The organism is Aliiroseovarius lamellibrachiae (assembly GCF_018599245.1).
Classification (GTDB): domain Bacteria; phylum Pseudomonadota; class Alphaproteobacteria; order Rhodobacterales; family Rhodobacteraceae; genus Aliiroseovarius; species Aliiroseovarius lamellibrachiae.
On sequence record NZ_JAHEVJ010000006.1, the window covers coordinates 252,852 to 269,482 of the forward strand.

15 protein-coding genes are annotated in these 16,631 nt (G+C 57.1%); 14 read left to right on the forward strand and 1 reads right to left on the reverse strand.

Annotated features, from left to right (window positions below):
- The first annotated feature begins 121 nt into the window (after nt 1–121).
- From KKW20_RS12405 to KKW20_RS12450, 10 genes are all read left to right on the forward strand, one after another.
- Nucleotides 122–958: an alkaline phosphatase family protein gene (locus KKW20_RS12405; protein ID WP_214568201.1), complete on the forward strand. Its 837-nt coding sequence runs from the start codon at nt 122–124 to the stop codon at nt 956–958.
- A complete protein-coding gene (locus tag KKW20_RS12410) occupies nt 955–1,659 on the forward strand; it encodes a fumarylacetoacetate hydrolase family protein (protein ID WP_214568202.1) in 705 nt (234 codons plus the stop codon). The genes KKW20_RS12405 and KKW20_RS12410 overlap by 4 nt, the downstream gene beginning before the upstream one ends.
- Before the next feature lie 157 nt (nt 1,660–1,816).
- Entirely contained in the window at nt 1,817–3,148 is a 1,332-nt protein-coding gene (locus tag KKW20_RS12415) for an NAD(P)-dependent oxidoreductase (protein ID WP_214568203.1), read from the forward strand.
- Nucleotides 3,149–3,151: 3 nt separating this feature from the next.
- On the forward strand, nt 3,152–4,504 hold the full coding sequence (gene preA, locus KKW20_RS12420; RefSeq protein WP_214568204.1) for an NAD-dependent dihydropyrimidine dehydrogenase subunit PreA: 1,353 nt from the start codon (nt 3,152–3,154) through the stop codon (nt 4,502–4,504).
- Between the two features lie 282 nt (nt 4,505–4,786).
- A complete protein-coding gene (locus KKW20_RS12425) occupies nt 4,787–6,037 on the forward strand; it encodes a Zn-dependent hydrolase (RefSeq protein ID WP_214568205.1) in 1,251 nt (416 codons plus the stop codon).
- An 85-nt stretch (nt 6,038–6,122) separates the two neighbouring features.
- Nucleotides 6,123–7,577, forward strand: a complete 1,455-nt coding sequence (hydA, locus tag KKW20_RS12430; protein WP_214568206.1) for a dihydropyrimidinase — start codon at nt 6,123–6,125, stop codon at nt 7,575–7,577.
- Nucleotide 7,578: 1 nt separating this feature from the next.
- Nucleotides 7,579–8,358, forward strand: coding sequence for an ABC transporter ATP-binding protein (locus KKW20_RS12435; protein WP_214568207.1), 780 nt, complete (start codon nt 7,579–7,581; stop codon nt 8,356–8,358).
- 10 nt (nt 8,359–8,368) lie between these two features.
- A complete protein-coding gene (locus KKW20_RS12440) occupies nt 8,369–9,244 on the forward strand; it encodes an ABC transporter permease (RefSeq protein WP_214568253.1) in 876 nt (291 codons plus the stop codon).
- A complete protein-coding gene (locus tag KKW20_RS12445) occupies nt 9,241–10,086 on the forward strand; it encodes an ABC transporter permease (protein WP_214568208.1) in 846 nt (281 codons plus the stop codon). The genes KKW20_RS12440 and KKW20_RS12445 overlap by 4 nt, the downstream gene beginning before the upstream one ends.
- A 41-nt stretch (nt 10,087–10,127) precedes the next feature.
- Entirely contained in the window at nt 10,128–11,120 is a 993-nt protein-coding gene (locus KKW20_RS12450) for an ABC transporter substrate-binding protein (protein WP_214568209.1), read from the forward strand.
- Nucleotides 11,121–11,181: 61 nt separating this feature from the next.
- Here KKW20_RS12450 and KKW20_RS12455 read toward each other — a convergent pair whose 3' ends face one another.
- The gene (locus KKW20_RS12455; protein ID WP_214568210.1) at nt 11,182–11,841 is read right to left on the reverse strand and encodes a GntR family transcriptional regulator; all 660 of its coding nucleotides are present in this window, start codon (nt 11,839–11,841) and stop codon (nt 11,182–11,184) included.
- Between the two features lie 187 nt (nt 11,842–12,028).
- Between KKW20_RS12455 and KKW20_RS12460 the strand changes: the two genes are divergently transcribed.
- The 4 genes from KKW20_RS12460 to KKW20_RS12475 are packed head-to-tail and all read left to right on the forward strand — an operon-like array spanning nt 12,029 to nt 16,628.
- Nucleotides 12,029–12,985: a dihydrodipicolinate synthase family protein gene (locus tag KKW20_RS12460; protein WP_214568211.1), complete on the forward strand. Its 957-nt coding sequence runs from the start codon at nt 12,029–12,031 to the stop codon at nt 12,983–12,985.
- The gene (locus KKW20_RS12465; protein ID WP_214568212.1) at nt 12,976–13,902 is read left to right on the forward strand and encodes a 4-hydroxyproline epimerase; all 927 of its coding nucleotides are present in this window, start codon (nt 12,976–12,978) and stop codon (nt 13,900–13,902) included. Before KKW20_RS12460 ends, KKW20_RS12465 begins: the two co-directional genes overlap by 10 nt.
- A gap of 20 nt (nt 13,903–13,922) precedes the next feature.
- Complete coding sequence (locus KKW20_RS12470) at nt 13,923–15,353, forward strand: aldehyde dehydrogenase family protein (RefSeq protein WP_214568213.1); 1,431 nt, start codon at nt 13,923–13,925, stop codon at nt 15,351–15,353.
- Nucleotides 15,354–15,377: 24 nt separating this feature from the next.
- Complete coding sequence (locus tag KKW20_RS12475) at nt 15,378–16,628, forward strand: NAD(P)/FAD-dependent oxidoreductase (RefSeq protein ID WP_214568214.1); 1,251 nt, start codon at nt 15,378–15,380, stop codon at nt 16,626–16,628.
- Nucleotides 16,629–16,631 lie beyond the last annotated feature (3 nt).

Genomic DNA, 16,631 nt, shown 5'->3' on the forward strand with positions numbered 1-16,631 from the left:
CGGCGTTTTCGTTGAAATGGTCAAAAACCGACAGGAATTGACGCGCATGTGGCATAAGTCTGTAATGCGAAACGCCTAACCTGTCTGAAGGATCTCCGCGCAAATTGGAAAGGCGCTTCTCATGGATAAAAAACTGCTTCTTATCGTTGTTGACGGCGTGCCATGGCGAAATTTTCGCCGGTTGTTTGGCAATCTCGAAGGTTGGGTGCAATCAGGCGAGGCGCAGCTTTTTAAAATGCGCGCGGTGCTGCCCTCTACCTCGGCCAGCTGCTACGCGTCGATCCATTCCGGGGTCACGCCGCAGGTGCATGGCTGCACCGGCAACAACAATGTCTTTCGCATTGCGCAAGATGATATCTTTAGCCAAACGCGCAAAGCGGGCGGCACGACCGGGGCGGTGACCCATTCTTTTTGGTCCGAATTTTTCAACCGCGCGCCTTTTGATGTGGTGCGTGATATTGAGTATGACGAGCCGGAAAGTGACACGATCAACCATGGCCGGTTCCACACGATGACTGGCTATAACCTGATCAACCAGACGACACCTGCGGACACCGATCTTTTCGCCACGCTGACCATGTTATGTGACCGGTTTTCGCTGAATTACGGCATCCTGCACACCTGTACGCTCGACAGTATGGGACACCGGTTTGGGCATGAGACCCACGAAATGGACCACGGTTGTTTTGCCATGGACGAACAGTTGGCGCCCTTCATTCGCCGTTGGCGCGACATGGGGTATGAGGTGATCGTCACCGCCGATCACGGCCAAACGGACCGCGGCCATCACGGTGGGCACGAAGATTTACAGCAAGACGTGGCCCTTTATTACTTTGGGGATGGTAAAATTGCGGATGAAAGTGAGGTCCTGTGTCAGACCCAGCTGGCCCCAACGATCCTGACGCTTTTGGGCGCCCCAATCGCCGACACGATGAAGGGGAAGGCGTTCTTAAAATGAACGATGCACCAACATGGGTGATTGATCCGCTGCCCCAACCCAGCCTGCCGGTGGTTGGGGAGAGCGGGCGATTTCCCGTGCGTCGCATCTTTTGCGTGGGGCGCAATTATGCGGCCCATGCGCGTGAAATGGGCCATGACCCGGACCGCGAACCGCCGTTCTTCTTTACCAAGCCGGCGGATGCTTTGGTGCCAGATGGCGCGACGATCCCATTTCCACCCGCCACAAAGAACCTTCACTTTGAGGCAGAACTGGTGGTGGCCATTGGGGACGGTGGGGCTGACATCGACGCGGACCAAGCGTTGGATCATGTGTTTGGCTATGCCATTGGCAACGACCTGACCCGTCGGGACGTGCAAGCCGCTGCGAAAAAACTGGGCCGCCCCTGGGACATGGCCAAAGGGTTTGATCGCTCTGCGCCATGCGGGCCAGTGCACCGTTCTGCTGATGTTGGGCACCTGAGTCATGGCAAAATTGCCCTGTCGGTAAATGGTGTGGTGCAGCAAGACGCCGACCTTGCAGACATGATTTGGTCGGTGCCCGAGGTGATCTCTCATCTTTCTTCTTTGGTCGAATTACGGCCGGGTGATTTGATCATGACCGGCACACCCGCTGGCGTTGGTGCCCTTGGACGCGGCGATTCATGTGTGGTGGAAATTGTCCCTTTGGGGCGTCTCATCACCCATATCGCGGTTTCTTAATCGCTCATTTCTTCCTCAACTAAACTTTTTTCGCCTGTTATTTCAACAGGTCAGCGGGTTTTTCTGCGTTGCGGCCAAATTTTACTATTTGGTAAAAAATAAACCTGTGCCATGCTGAAAAGAAAAATGAACCAACAGAGAGAAAAGGGAGGCTCCCTTGACCAATTCCCAGTCAACGCCAGGAATTGTACCTAACCGCCTTAGTGGCGACGCTTACGGGGACAATTTCTCAGACTTACATCCACCGCTGAATGACCACGAAGCCTTGGTCGCCGCAGACAGATGCTATTTCTGTCACGACGCCCCGTGCATGGAGGCCTGTCCAACCACAATCGACATCCCCCTGTTCATTCGTCAGATCGCAACCGGCACGCCGGAAGCGGCGGCAAAAACGATCCTGAACCAGAATATTCTGGGTGGGATGTGCGCGCGGGTGTGCCCCACGGAAACGCTGTGCGAAGAGGTGTGCGTGCGTGAAACCGCCGAAGGTAAACCAGTGGTGATCGGCGAGCTGCAACGCTATGCGACCGACAAAGCGATGGGGGCACATCCCTTTACGCGCGCCGCCAGCACCGGGAAATCGGTGGCGGTTGTGGGCGCTGGCCCGGCCGGGTTGTCGGCTGCGCACCGTTTGGCGATGCACGGCCATGACGTGGTGATTTATGATGCGCGCCCCAAGGCGGGCGGGCTGAATGAATTTGGCATCGCATCTTACAAATCCACCAATGATTTCGCCGCGCGCGAAGTGGAGTGGCTGCTGTCGATTGGCGGGATCACCGTCAAGCTGGGCCAAGCCCTTGGCAATGGGCTGACGCTGGACAAACTGTCCGCTGATCATGACGCGGTCTTTCTTGGTATGGGCCTTGCGGGCGTGAATGCGCTTGGCGTCGAGGGTGATGACAAAGACGGCGTTTTGGACGCGGTCGATTTCATTTCAGATTTGCGGCAAGCGTCCGATCTATCCACGCTCCCAGTGGGTCGTCATGTTGTCGTCATTGGCGGCGGCATGACGGCGGTGGACGCGGCGGTTCAGGCCAAACTGCTGGGTGCCGAAGATGTGGCGCTGGTCTATCGCCGTGGGCGCGACCGGATGGGGGCGTCAAAATTTGAACAGGATTTGGCGGCCTCAAAAGGGGTGCGGATCATCACCCATGCCAGCCCAAAAGCGGTGCATGGCAATGGCGCGGTGCGCGAGGTTGAGTTTGCTTACACAGCCGATGGCGCAGACGGTCTGGCGGAAACCGGCGAGGTGTTTCGCCTGCCAGCCGATCAGGTGTTCAAGGCCATTGGTCAGACGCTTGGTGACGGGCAGGGGTTGGAACTTGAAGGGCGCAAAATCTCGATCAGCATGACCGGGCGCACGTCGCGTGCGGGTGTTTGGGCCGGGGGCGATTGTGCCAGCGGTGGCGATGATTTGACCGTGACGGCGGTGGCCGAAGGGCGCGACGCCGCAGAAGACATCCACGCAACATTGATGGGGGAGGGTTAAGCCATGAAAGATCTGTTGAACGGAACCCGCTACGGCGCCGATTTGCACAGCAATTTTCTGGGCATCGAAAGCCCGAACCCCTTTTGGCTGGCCTCAGCCCCGCCAACTGACAAAGAGGTGAACGTGCGCCGCGCCTATGAGGCCGGTTGGGGCGGTGTCGTTTGGAAAACTTTGGGCGAGGCGGGCCCGCCCGTGGTCAACGTCTCTGGCCCACGGTACGGCGCAATCTTTGGCGCGGATCGTCGGTTGCTGGGGTTAAACAACATCGAACTGATCACGGATCGTCCTTTGGAAGTGAACCTTGAGGAGATTGCCCGCGTGAAACGGGATTACCCGGATCGCGCGCTGATCGTGTCCTTGATGGTGCCCTGCGAAGAAGAGCCGTGGCGCAAGATCCTGAAAGAAGTTGAGCTGACCGGCGCCGATGGGGTCGAGCTGAACTTTGGTTGCCCGCACGGCATGGCCGAACGGGGCATGGGGGCCGCTGTTGGGCAGGTTCCTGAGTATATTGAAATGGTCACCGGTTGGGTGAAAAAGCATTCGAACCTGCCGTGTATTGTGAAGCTGACCCCGAATATCTCTAACATTCTAATGCCCGCGCAGGCGGCGATGCGGGGTGGCGCGGATGCGGTGAGCTTGATCAACACCATCAACTCGATCACCTCGGTGAACCTTGATGCGATGTCGCCTGAGCCGATGATTGATGGCATGGGCACACATGGCGGCTATTGCGGTCCGGCGGTGAAACCAATTGCCATGAATATGGTTGCGGAAATTGCCCGGTCGCAAGACACCAAGGGTCTGCCGATTTCGGCCATTGGCGGGGTGACGACCTGGCGCGATGCGGCGGAGTTCATGGCGCTTGGAGCTGGCAATGTTCAGGTCTGCACCGCCGCGATGACCTATGGGTTTAAAGTGGTGCAAGAGATGATCTCGGGTCTTAGCCAATGGATGGATGAAAAGGGGTATGAAAGCACCTCGGATTTCATCGGGTTGGCGGCGCCAAAGGTCACCGACTGGCAGCATCTGAACCTTGATTTTGTCACCAAAGCCGAGATCAATCAGGACGATTGTATCAGCTGTGGGCGCTGTTTTGCGGCCTGTGAAGACACCAGTCACCAGGCGATTGAGATGTCAGAAGATCGCGTGTTCACCGTGAAAGACGATGAATGTGTCGCCTGTAATCTCTGCGTGAATGTTTGCCCGGTCGAAGGCTGCATCACCATGCGCCAATTGGGTGTGGATGAGATCGACGAGCGCACAGGTATGAAAGTCCCCGCCGACAAACGCACATGGCTGGAACATCCCAATAATCCATCAGCCGACCCCAATACCTGCATCATTCGCGGGCAATAGGAAAACAGGCCCTTGGGTGCGACAAAATACGTCGCAATCAAGGGTTAGAATGCTTGACTGACCTCGGCGCTGTGCTAGCGTCGAGGTTGACCAAACGGTAAAAATACACCGTTTCACGTATGACGCCAGATCCCGGTCAACCGGGGCAAGAGCGAGAAACCAACAGGGAGCCAGGGGCCTCATGCCCCCAGCTGTTGACCGTGCCCCGCGCGGCGACCCATATGCTGAACCTGCCTGTTGCCAGATGACCACGCGCACATGCGCTGTGACAGGGAGAGTACCATGGCCGCACCCGGCGAAAATATGAAAATCAATGGCGACCGTCTTTGGGACAGTCTGATGGATATGGCCAAAATCGGCCCCGGCGTGGCGGGCGGCAACAACCGCCAGACCTTGACGGACGAAGACGGCGAAGGCCGCAAATTGTTTCAGGATTGGTGCGAGGCGGCTGGCATGTCGATGGGTGTGGACACCATGGGCAACATGTTTGCCACGCGGGCGGGCGAAGACCCAGATGCGCTGCCGGTTTATGTCGGCTCTCACCTTGATACACAGCCCACCGGCGGTAAATACGACGGGGTGCTTGGCGTGCTGGGTGGGCTGGAACTGATCCGCACGATGAATGACCTGGGCCTCAAAACAAAACACCCGATCGTTGTAACCAATTGGACCAACGAAGAGGGCACGCGTTACGCCCCCGCGATGCTGTCATCCGGTGTGTTTGCGGGCATTCACACCGAAGATTGGGCCAAAGACCGCGAAGATGCCGAAGGGATTAAATTCGGCGATGAGCTGAAACGCATTGGTTGGGAAGGCGATGAGCCCGTTGGCGCACGTAAAATGCACGCGATGTTTGAGCTGCATATTGAACAAGGTCCAATTCTGGAAGCCGAAGGCAAAGACATTGGCGTTGTCACCCACGGTCAGGGGCTTTCCTGGACCGAAGTGATCATCGAAGGCAAAGACAGCCACACCGGGTCCACCCCGATGCCCATGCGCAAAAACGCCGGATTGGGCATGGCGAAAGTGCTTGAAAAAGTGGATGAGATCGCATGGTCCCACGCCCCGCACGCGGTGGGCGCTGCGGGCCATATCGACGTTTATCCAAACTCGCGCAATGTGATCCCCGGCAAGGTGGTGTTCACCGTCGATTTCCGCTCGCCCGACCTGTCGGTGATCGAGGATATGGAGGCGCGCTTGCGTGTGGAAGGTCAGAAAATCGCCGACGATATGGGGCTGACGATCAGCTTTGAAAAGGTTGGCGGGTTTGACCCTGTGACCTTTGATGAGACCTGCGTGAGCGCCGTGCGCAACGCCGCCGTGCGGCTGGGGTATTCGCACCGCGACCTGATTTCAGGTGCCGGGCATGACGCCTGCTGGATCAACCAAGTCGCGCCCACCGCGATGATCATGTGCCCCTGCGTGGATGGCCTTTCGCATAATGAGGCGGAAGAGATTTCAAAGGAATGGGCCACGGCGGGCACGGATGTATTGTTGCACGCGGTGCTGGAAACAGCGGAGATTGTGGAGTGAGGCCAGGCCGGGGGCACTGCCCCCGGACCCCCGAGGTATTTCTGCAAGAAAAAAGAAAAGTCGATCCACGACAGGGAGAGAGAGTATGACCACAGTCATCAAAAACGGCACCATTGTCACCGCTGACCTGACCTATAAATCCGACGTTCTTGTGGATGGCGGTAAGATTGTTGAGATCGGTCCAAACCTCAAGGGCGACAAGGAACTGGACGCCACGGGGTGTTACGTGATGCCCGGCGGGATCGACCCGCACACCCATTTGGAAATGCCGTTTATGGGCACTTATTCCTCGGATGATTTTGAAAGCGGCACCCGCGCTGGGCTTGCGGGCGGCACCACGATGGTGGTGGATTTTGCGCTGCCCAATCAGGGCGAAAGCCTGCTGGATGCGCTGAAGCGCTGGGACAATAAATCGACCCGCGCGAACTGTGATTACTCGTTCCACATGGCCATCACTTGGTGGGGCGAACAGGTTTGGAATGACATGGAAGAGGTCGTGAACAAACGCGGCATCAACACGTTCAAACACTTCCTCGCCTATAAAGGCGCGTTGATGGTGAATGATGACGAGCTGTTCCATAGCTTCACCCGCTGTGCTGACCTTGGGGCCACCCCGATGGTGCACGCCGAAAATGGCGACGTGGTGGCGGAACTGTCTGCGCGCCTGTTGGCCGAGGGCAACAATGGCCCCGAAGCCCACGCCTATTCTCGCCCGCCGCAGGTCGAAGGTGAGGCGACAAACCGTGCGATCATGATTGCCGATATGGCCGGTGCACCGCTGTATGTTGTGCACACCTCCTGCGAGGACAGCCACGAAGCTATTCGCCGCGCGCGCATGCAAGGCAAACGCGTTTGGGGCGAGCCGCTTATTCAGCATCTGACCTTGGACGAATCCGAGTATTTCAACAAAGATTGGGACCATGCCGCGCGCCGTGTCATGTCGCCGCCGTTCCGCAACAAACAGCACCAAGACAGCCTGTGGGCGGGCCTGCAATCGGGGTCTTTGTCGGTCGTTGCAACCGACCACTGCGCGTTTACAACCGAACAGAAACGCACCGGGGTGGGGGATTTCACCAAGATCCCCAATGGCACCGGCGGGCTTGAGGATCGCATGCCGATGCTCTGGACGCACGGGGTTGGCACTGGGCGGTTGACGCCGAATGAGTTTGTCGCCGTGACCTCAACCAACATTGCCAAAATCCTGAATTGCTACCCGCAAAAAGGGGCCGTTCTGGTGGGGGCGGATGCGGATCTGGTGGTCTGGGATCCTGAGAAGGAAAAGACCATTGCCGCCGACGGTCAGCAATCCTCAATCGACTATAATGTCTTTGAAGGCAAACACGTCAAAGGCTTGCCGCGGTTCACTCTGACGCGTGGCCAAGTGGCGGTTCATGACGGGGAAATCCGCTGTGAAGAGGGGCATGGTAAGTTTGTGGAACGGTCGCCAAACGCCACCGTGAACCGCGCGCTTACCCAATGGAAAGACCTGACGGCTCCGCGACCCGTTGAACGGTCTGGCATTCCGGCAAGCGGGGTTTGACGTGAACGATATTGTCATCCAAGCCAAAAACCTCGACCTGACGTTTGAGACAAATGATGGCCCCATCCATGCGCTGAAGGGCGTGGATCTGGAGATCAACAAAGGTGATTTTGTCAGCTTCATTGGCCCGTCGGGTTGTGGCAAAACAACATTTCTCAGGGTGATTGCGGCGCTGGAACATCCCACCGGCGGCGAGATCACCGTGAACGGCATGTCGCCCGATGAGGCCCGCCAAAACCGCGCCTATGGCTATGTGTTTCAGGCGGCGGGGCTGTATCCGTGGCGCACCATTGGCGGTAACATCAAGCTGCCGCTTGAGATCATGGGCTACTCCAAAGCGGAACAGAAAGCGAAGGTCGAAAAGGTGCTCGATCTGGTGGATCTGGCAGGCTTTGACAAGAAGTTCCCGTGGCAGCTTTCCGGCGGGATGCAGCAACGGGCCAGCATCGCACGGGCCTTGGCGTTTGACGCGGATATCTTGTTGATGGACGAACCGTTTGGGGCGCTGGATGAGATTGTGCGCGATCACCTGAACGAGCAGCTTTTAAAGCTTTGGGCGCGCACGGAAAAGACCATTGGTTTCGTGACCCACTCGATCCCCGAAGCGGTGTATCTGTCGACCAAAATCGTCGTCATGTCCCCCCGTCCGGGCCAGATTTACGATGTGATCGAAAGCACGCTGCCCAAAGAACGCCCGCTGGATATTCGCGACACACAAGAATTTCTGGACATCGCGCACCGCGTGCGAGAAGGGCTGCGGGCGGGGCATGCCTATGACTGAGCGGCGCATGATGACATCATTGGTGCCGATCCTGACGGTGATCACGGCGATCATGGTTCTTTGGTACGCGGCGGCGATTGGTATGAATGCCAAATGGGCGCGCGATCAGGCGAAGCGGGCCAAGGTCGAACTGACCACGTCAGAGCTGATTGTGGATACCTGGAGCCAGGACCGCCCGGTCTTGCCGGTCCCCCATCAGGTCGCATCTGAGCTGTGGAAAACCACCGGGGCTATGGCCCTAAAGGGGCGTGCCTTTTCCAAACGTTCGTTGATTTTTCATGGTTGGATTACCCTGTCTGCCACCCTGTTGGGGTTTGTTTTCGGGACCGGTGCTGGCATCCTTTTGGCCGTCGGCATTGTGCACAACAAAGCGATGGACATGAGCGTGATGCCCTGGGCGATTGCCTCGCAAACCATCCCCATTCTGGCGATTGCGCCGATGATCATTGTGGTGCTGAACTCGGTTGGCATTCAGGGGTTGGTGCCCAAGGCGTTCATCTCGGCCTATCTTTCGTTTTTCCCGGTGGTGGTTGGCATGGTCAAAGGGCTGCGCAGCCCGGATGGGATGCAGCTTGATCTGCTGAAAACCTATTCCGCAAGCGGAGGGGAGACGTTCTGGAAGTTGCGCCTGCCCTCTTCAATGCCCTATCTTTTCACAGCACTTAAGGTCGGCATGGCCGCGTCTTTGGTGGGGGCCATCGTGGGCGAGTTGCCAACCGGAGCCATCCGCGGTCTTGGCGCACGCATGCTAACCGGCAGCTATTATGGGCAAACCATCCAAATCTGGTCGGCGTTGTTTGCGGCGGCCATTCTCGCCGCCAGCCTTGTGGGCATTATTAGCATGATCGAGCGCCGAATGCTGAAACGCATGGGGGTGAAGCCATGATCTGGGTTCTGATTGCGGTTGCCTTTTGGGTGTTCACATGGTGGCTGAATGGCCGCATCGCAAATTCTCCGGCCGCAGGGTCGCGTTGGGCGAAACTGGCCGTGCCGGTGATCTTTGGTGCGACTGTCTTGGTGGTGTGGGAGGCATTGGTGCGGGGATTGAATGTCCCGCCCGTAATCCTGCCCCCGCCTTCGGCCATCGGGGTCAAGGTCGCCAGCTCGCTTGACGTGCTTTGGGTCGACTTTGTGCAGACCTTTGTGAAAGGGGCGTTGACGGGGTATTTGATGGGATGCGGCGGGGCAATTGTCACGGCGATCCTGATTGATCGCTCGCCCTTTTTGCAACGTGGGTTGCTGCCCGTTGGCAATTTCATCGCGGCCCTGCCGATCATTGGCACCGCGCCCATCCTTGTGATGTGGTTTGGGTTTGACTGGCATTCAAAAGCGGCCGTTGTGGTTGTCATGGTGTTTTTCCCGATGCTGGTGAACACCGTGCAAGGCCTTGCTGACACCGACAGCATGCAGCGCGATTTGATGAAAACCTACTCGGCCAACTACTGGCAGACGCTGTTTTCCCTTCGCCTGCCCGCCGCGATGCCTGCCATTTTCAACGGACTGAAGGTGGCGACCACCTTGGCGCTGATCGGCGCGATCGTGGCAGAGTTCTTTGGATCACCAATCAAAGGCATGGGGTTTCGCATCTCAACCGAGGTGGGGCGGCTGGGCCTTGATATGGTCTGGGCCGAAATCACAATCGCCGCCATTGCCGGATCGGCATTTTATGGCATTGTGGCATTAATAGAAAAGGGGGTCACATTCTGGCACCCCTCACAAAGAGGCTGAGCAAAACAAATAACAGCCAATAACCAACTGGGAGAAATGAAATGCTGAACTACACGAAAGGCGCGCTGGCCGCGTTTGCGCTGGGCGCAATGTCCACAGGGGCAATGGCCGCCGATGACGTGACACTGCAATTGAAATGGGTCACGCAGGCGCAGTTTGCCGGCTATTATGTGGCGCTGGAAAACGGGTTTTATTCGGACGAAGATCTGAATGTGACGATCAAGCCGGGTGGCCCGGATGTGGCCCCGGTTCAGGTGTTGATGGGCGGCGGTGCTGACGTGATGGTCGACTGGATGCCATCGGCCTTGGCGGCCCGCGAACAAGGCGCACCGGTGGTGAACATCGCGCAGCCCTTTAAGTCGTCCGGCATGATGCTGACCTGCCGCAAAGACACCGGTATCACCAGCCCGGCAGATTTCCCCGGCAAGACGCTTGGCGTTTGGTTCTTTGGCAATGAGTATCCGTTCCTCAGCTGGATGTCCTCGCTTGGTATTGGTACCGAAGGCGGTGACGGGGTGACGGTTCTGAAGCAGGGCTTTAACGTCGATCCGATCCTGCAAGGCCAGGCCGATTGCGTGTCGACCATGACCTATAATGAATACTGGCAGATCATTGATGCGGGCATTGGTGCGGACGATCTGGTGACGTTCAAATATGAAGAACAGGGTGTCGCAACGCTTGAGGACGGTCTTTACGTGCTCGAAGAAAAGCTTGGCGATGATGCGTTCAAAGACCAGATGGCCCGCTTTGTGCGTGCCTCGATGAAGGGTTGGAAATGGGCCGAGGAAAACCCAGAAGACGCCGCGATGATCGTGTTGGAATATGACGAGACCGGCGCGCAGACTGAAAAGCATCAGGTGCGGATGATGGGCGAGATTGCCAAACTGACCGCGGGCTCTGACGGATCTTTGAATGTCGCCGATTATGATCGCACGGTCGCCACGCTGATGGGTGGTGGTTCGGATCCGGTGATCACCAAGATGCCAGAGGGCGCCTATACCACCGCAATCACCGATATGGCGATGATGAAATAAGGCTCTAATCCGCTGATTAGGGACTATCCAAGTCAAAAGGCCGCTCTGATTGGGCGGCCTTTTACAGTTTGCTCAGGTGATTCAAAAGCGAGTTCTTTGCACCGAGGATGTGTTGGTGGGTTAGTTCAGCTGCGGCGTCCGCGTCCCCCCGTTCACAGGCGTCTTGAATGCGAAGATGTTCATCGTTGGCGCGGGCCATGCCGTCCGACAAAACCAACTGTGCGCGCAGGTAACGATCAACACGATCCAGCGCGCTTTCCACGGCTTCAAGGTGAAAGGTCAAACCCGAGGCATTATAAAGTGTGGCGTGAAATTTCCGGTTCAAATCGCCCCATTCCATCGGATCATCCGACACAGCAAACGCGTCACAAAAGGACCGCGCTTCGGTCAAGGCTTTTGGGGTCATCTTGGGGACAGCAACGCGGATGATATGCGGCTCTAATATAGCGCGATAGTCAAAAATCTCGCCAGCTTCATCCGCCGAAAGACCGGACACAACCGCCCCTTTATAGCGTTGGGATTTCACCAAGCCATGTTCTTCAAGCCGCGAGATTGCCTCGCGCACAGGGATTCGTGATGTGTTGAACATTTTGGCGATTTCATCTTGGCGCAATGGCGCGCCTTCTTCCAAATCACCCTCAATGATCGCCTTTTTCAGCGCATCGAAAATGATCGACGCGGCCGAGGCGGTTTTGGAAATATCGACTGATTTAAACTGCATAGTCCCTCACTTTGGGATGAAACTAGCAGCAATTCAGGATGGAATGAAGGATTTTGGAAAAACTATATTGAATATTGGATCCAATCTGGCTATGACTGGGGCAACACATCCAAAAGGGGCCAATCCGCCCACCAATTTGCCTCTGTCCATCGATCAAATGTGGATATGCCCTGCCAAGGAGTTTGACATGTCGAATATTTTTTCCGGAACGATCCCGGCGCTGATGACCCCGTGCAAGGCGGACCGCACACCTGACTTTGACGCGCTGGTGAAAAAGGGTCAGGAATTGATCGCGGCGGGGATGTCGGCGGTGGTTTATTGCGGCTCTATGGGCGACTGGCCGCTATTGACAGACGCCGAGCGTATGCAGGGTGTTGAAGCGCTGTGTCAGGCGGGTGTTCCCGTGATTGTGGGCACAGGTGCGGTAAATTCACGCCTTGCAGCTGAGCACGCTGCGCATGCCGAAAAAGTTGGGGCCAAGGGTCTGATGGTGATCCCGCGTGTGCTGTCTCGTGGGACGTCAATGGCGGCGCAAAAGGCGCATTTCAAAGGGGTCTTGTCGGCCGCTCCGAACCTGCCAGCGGTGATCTACAACTCTCCCTATTATGGATTTGCCACCCGCGCAGATCTGTTTTTTGCCCTGCGCGCTGAACATGACAATCTGATCGGGTTTAAGGAATTCGGCGGTGCGGACGACTTGCGGTATGCGGCGGAAAACATCACTTCGCAAGATGACAGCGTGACCCTGATGATTGGCGTCGATACCACCGTGTACCACGGCTATGTGAACTGTGGGGCGGGTGGGGCGATCACCGGCATCGGCAATGCCTTGCCGCGCGAGGTCCTGCACCTTGTGGCGCTTTGTGAAAAGGCCGCAGCGGGCCATGCCGAAGCGCGTGTGCGTGCCAAGGAATTGGAAGAAGCACTTGGCGTTTTGTCCTCGTTCGATGAGGGCGCAGACCTCGTGCTTTATTACAAGCATCTGATGGTTCTGAACGGCGACACCGAATACACGCTGCACTTCAATGAGACCGATGCGCTGACAGACGCACAACGGAATTATGTCGAAGCACAGTATCAACTGTTCAAAGACTGGTACGCGGATTGGTCACGCCAAGGTGGGATCATCGCTGAATGCGCGTAATCGACAGTCATACCGCGGGCGAACCAACGCGTGTGGTAATCGAAGGCGGGCCGGACCTTGGGACTGGCCCCCTTGCGATACGCGCGGCGCGGCTGTGGACCGATCATCCCGATTTTGGCCCCTCGACCCTGTGTGAACCTCGGGGTCATGACGCAATTGTCGGCGCTTTGCTCACACCGCCCTCGGACCCAAGTTGCGCAACAGGGGTGATTTTTTTCAACACGGTGGCCAATCTTGGAATGTGCGGCCATGCAACCATTGGCTTGGCAGCTGTGCTTTATCACATGGGGCGTATCACGCTTGGCGTGCATCGCTTTGAAACGCCCGTGGGCGTGGTCGAGGTTGACCTGCTGTCCCCCGATCGCGTGCGTGCCAAGAATGTTGAAAGCTTTCGCCACCTCAAGGACGTGACAGTAGAGGTGCCGGAACTTGGCCGGGTCAGCGGTGATGTCGCCTATGGGGGCAATTGGTTTTTCCTTTCCAAACATGACGCCATTCCATTGGATTTTGCCCGCCTGTCCGAGTTGACGTCCGCCACAATTGCGATCCGAAACGCGCTTGAGCGCAACGGGATCACCGGCGCAGGTGGCGCTTACATTGACCACATTGAACTGTTTGGGCCCGCGCATGGTCAGGCTGACAGCCGTAACTTTGTGCTGTGTCCGGGCGGGGCGTATGATCGGTCGCCTTGTGGCACCGGATCCTCGGCAAAACTGGCCTGTTTGGTTGCTGATGGGATGCTGGCGCCGAATGAGACCTGGGTACAGGAAAGCATCATCGGCAGCACCTATGATTTGACCTATGTGCCCGGCAACACGGGCATTATCGCGACCATCGAAGGGGCGGCTTATGTCACCTCAGAAACCACATTGCTCTTTTCAAATGACGATCCCTATCGAACTGGAATAAGAGCCTAACCTGCGGAATAGAGACTATTATGGACTTCAAAAACTACATCGGTGGCGCGTGGCACGAGACCACAGAGGCTGTGAACAACATCAACCCATCGGATATCTCTGATATTGTTGGCGTCGCGGCAAAAGCTGGTGCAGGTGACCTGGATCAAGCGATTTCCGCGGCACATCACGCGGCACCTGCATGGGGCAAATCCACCCCGCAACAGCGCTTTGATGTCCTTGACTTTATCGGTTCTGAAATCCTCGCTCGGAAAGAAGAGCTGGGTCGCTTGCTGTCACGCGAAGAGGGAAAAACCCTGCCCGAAGGCATCGGAGAGGCCGCGCGCGCCGGGCAGATTTTCAAGTTCTTCGCAGGCGAAACATTGCGCCAAACCGGCGACCGATTGGCCTCGGTTCGGCCCGGCGTTGATGTTGATGTGACCCGGTTTCCCGTGGGGGTCATCGGCTTGATCACGCCGTGGAATTTCCCGATCGCGATCCCCGCATGGAAAATCGCCCCCGCGCTGGCCTATGGCAACGCTGTGGTATTGAAACCTGCTGAATTGGTGCCCGGGTGCGCATGGGCGATTGCTGAGATTATCAGCCGTTCGGGCCTTCCAGCGGGCGTCTTTAACCTTGTCATGGGGCGTGGCTCTGAGATTGGGCCGAAGATGATTGAGGATCCGCGCGTGACTGCAATCTCGTTCACGGGTTCGGTTCCGACCGGGCGCGGGATTGCGGCGGCTTGCGGGGCGAACCTTAAGAAAGTTCAGCTTGAGATGGGCGGCAAAAATCCGATGGTTGTGTTGGATGATGCTGATCTGGATGTTGCGGTGGATGCTTGCCTGAACGGCGCGTTCTTCTCTACCGGTCAGCGCTGTACCGCGTCTTCGCGCCTGATTGTCACCGAAGGTATCCATGACAAATTTGTCGGTGCCTTGGCGGAAGCTGCCGCCAATCTTAAAGTCGGAAACGCGCTTGAGGCGGGGGTTCAGATGGGCCCTGTGGTGGATGAAAAACAGCTTGCTCAGGATCTGGAATATGTCTCTATTGCTGCGAAAGAGGGCGGTAAAGTACTGGGCGGCGAACGCCTTAGCCTCGCCAGCGACGGCTTCTATATGTCCCCCGCTCTGATTTCTGAGACCACCAATAACATGCGTATCAACCGCGAAGAGGTGTTCGGCCCCGTCGCCAGCGTGATCCGTGTGCGGGATTATGACGAGGCGCTGTCCGTGGCCAATGACACGGAGTTCGGCTTGTCCTCTGGCATCTGTACCCAGTCGCTGAAACACGCAAGCCATTTCAAGGCAAATGCGCAGGCGGGCATGGTCATGGTGAACCTGCCGACTGCGGGCGTGGACTATCATGTGCCCTTTGGCGGGACCAAAGGATCCAGCTTTGGATCGCGTGAACAGGGGGCTTATGCGGCTGAGTTCTATACAAGTGTGAAAACCGCTTATACGTTGCCCTAAAATGATCCCAAAAAGGCGCTTCAGATGACGCAGTCCCCCACGCATGACGTTCTTGTAATTGGTGCAGGAATTATTGGCATCAGCACCGCCCTTGCGCTTCAGGCGCAGGGGCGGCGGGTTACGGTGTGGGACCGAACGGGGGTGGCCGAGGAAACCTCCTCGGGCAATGCTGGCGCGTTTGCCTTTACCGAAATCGAACCATTGGCGACGCCTGGCGTCATGAAAAAAGCACCCAAATGGTTGCTGGACCCATTGGGCCCTTTGTCTGTTCCACCAGCATATGCGTTAAAAATCGCACCGTGGATGTTGCGGTTTTGGCGGGCATCTTGGCGCGATAGATATGATGCGGTTGTAAAGGCGCAACTTGATTTGATGCGCCACTGCGAGGCCGCTTTTGAGCGGCAATTGCAAACGGATGGCGACGCCGCTTTGATCAATCGCGAAGGACAGCTGAGTGTTTATGACGGGGCGCGAGCGTTCAAATCCGCCGCCCCGATATGGCAACGCCGCAAAGAGTTGGGGATACCATGTGAGGTGTTTGACAGCGCCGGGGCCATCGCCGAAATTCAGCCGGGGCTGTCCGCCAGATTTACCCATGCGGGGTATACACCGGGCTGGTTTAACACGCGCGATCCAAAGACCTGGGCGCAATCTTTGGCGGCTAGATTTGTTGAAAAAGGTGGTGTGATTGAGACCAAAACAGTCTCTAATTTGCGGAATAGAGACGTATATGTCGATATCACTCATGACACCGGGGTGGACAGTGCCGTTCAGGTTGTTCTGGCCGCAGGGGCTTGGTCACATCGGTTGGCCGCCACGCTTGGGGATCAGATCCCGTTGGAAACCGAGCGGGGGTATAACACGACATTTGCCACCCGAAATCTGGACATTCGCACCCATATCACCTTTGCCTCTCACGGGTTTGTGCTGTCGAAAAACCACGATGGGTATCGTGTGGGGGGGGCCGTGGAATTGGGCGGGCTTGAGCTGCCGCCCAATTACAAACGCGCCGAGATCCTGTTGAAGAAAGCCGCCAAGTTCATGCCCGGACTTGAAACCTCTGGCGGAACGCAATGGATGGGATATCGCCCGTCCCTGCCCGACAGCTTGCCAGTGATCGGCGCATCCCCTCAGGCACCTCGCGTGATTTATGCGTTTGGTCACGGTCACCTTGGCCTAACCCAATCAGCGGGCACCGGCGAACTGGTGGCGAGCCTTGCCCAAGGGACCGCGCCTGCGATCAATCTTGCGCCGTATTCCCCTACGCGTTTCTAAGGA

Excerpts from the sequence above, each read along its gene's own strand:
- KKW20_RS12405 (WP_214568201.1), top strand. The coding sequence starts at position 122 with ATGGATAAAAAACTGCTTCTTATCGTTGTTGACGGCGTGCCATGGCGA.
- KKW20_RS12410 (WP_214568202.1), top strand. The coding sequence starts at position 955 with ATGAACGATGCACCAACATGGGTGATTGATCCGCTGCCCCAACCCAGC.
- preA (WP_214568204.1), top strand. The coding sequence starts at position 3,152 with ATGAAAGATCTGTTGAACGGAACCCGCTACGGCGCCGATTTGCACAGC.
- KKW20_RS12425 (WP_214568205.1), top strand. The coding sequence starts at position 4,787 with ATGGCCGCACCCGGCGAAAATATGAAAATCAATGGCGACCGTCTTTGG.
- hydA (WP_214568206.1), top strand. The coding sequence starts at position 6,123 with ATGACCACAGTCATCAAAAACGGCACCATTGTCACCGCTGACCTGACC.
- KKW20_RS12440 (WP_214568253.1), top strand. The coding sequence starts at position 8,369 with ATGACATCATTGGTGCCGATCCTGACGGTGATCACGGCGATCATGGTT.
- KKW20_RS12445 (WP_214568208.1), top strand. The coding sequence starts at position 9,241 with ATGATCTGGGTTCTGATTGCGGTTGCCTTTTGGGTGTTCACATGGTGG.
- KKW20_RS12450 (WP_214568209.1), top strand. The coding sequence starts at position 10,128 with ATGCTGAACTACACGAAAGGCGCGCTGGCCGCGTTTGCGCTGGGCGCA.
- KKW20_RS12455 (WP_214568210.1), bottom strand. The coding sequence starts at position 11,841 with ATGCAGTTTAAATCAGTCGATATTTCCAAAACCGCCTCGGCCGCGTCG.
- KKW20_RS12460 (WP_214568211.1), top strand. The coding sequence starts at position 12,029 with ATGTCGAATATTTTTTCCGGAACGATCCCGGCGCTGATGACCCCGTGC.
- KKW20_RS12465 (WP_214568212.1), top strand. The coding sequence starts at position 12,976 with ATGCGCGTAATCGACAGTCATACCGCGGGCGAACCAACGCGTGTGGTA.
- KKW20_RS12470 (WP_214568213.1), top strand. The coding sequence starts at position 13,923 with ATGGACTTCAAAAACTACATCGGTGGCGCGTGGCACGAGACCACAGAG.
- KKW20_RS12475 (WP_214568214.1), top strand. The coding sequence starts at position 15,378 with ATGACGCAGTCCCCCACGCATGACGTTCTTGTAATTGGTGCAGGAATT.